Genomic DNA, 416 nt, shown 5'->3' on the forward strand with positions numbered 1-416 from the left:
CCCTCTCCAATACCTTCACCCATGTTGGAACCAATGCCTGCAAATACCTTTGAAGGAGATCTAATTCCAAGAACCTTTTTAACACCACCAACGATACCGTTGACCATGTTTTTCACTTTTTCTCCAAGCCAACCAATCATCGATGCGATACCGTCCCATAATCCTCTGGCGATGTTTCTTCCCACTTCTAAGATTGATGGGATCCCACGGGCAAGTCCGGTGACGATAGACATGATGATCTGAGGCAGTTGAGCCACGATCTGAGGGATAGCCCTAATCAAGCCCATGCCAAGCTGAATGGTTAGCTGAACTCCCATTTCAATAAGCTTTGGTAGATTGCTGGTGATAAAGGTAATGATGCTGTTAATAATCTGAGGCAGGGACTGAATCAGTGTTGGTAGAGAGTTTAAAAGTCC

The 416-nt window shown here is 45.2% G+C and carries 1 protein-coding gene; it reads right to left on the reverse strand.

The genetic code is table 11. The annotated features are described in order from the left end of the window. Positions 1 to 416: phage tail protein (locus ACOEN1_RS13500; protein ID WP_422487411.1), on the reverse strand; the 416-nt coding region annotated here is incomplete at both ends.

The sequence above is a fragment of the Gudongella sp. DL1XJH-153 genome (assembly GCF_049310905.1).
Classification (GTDB): Bacteria; Bacillota; Clostridia; order Tissierellales; family Tissierellaceae; genus Gudongella.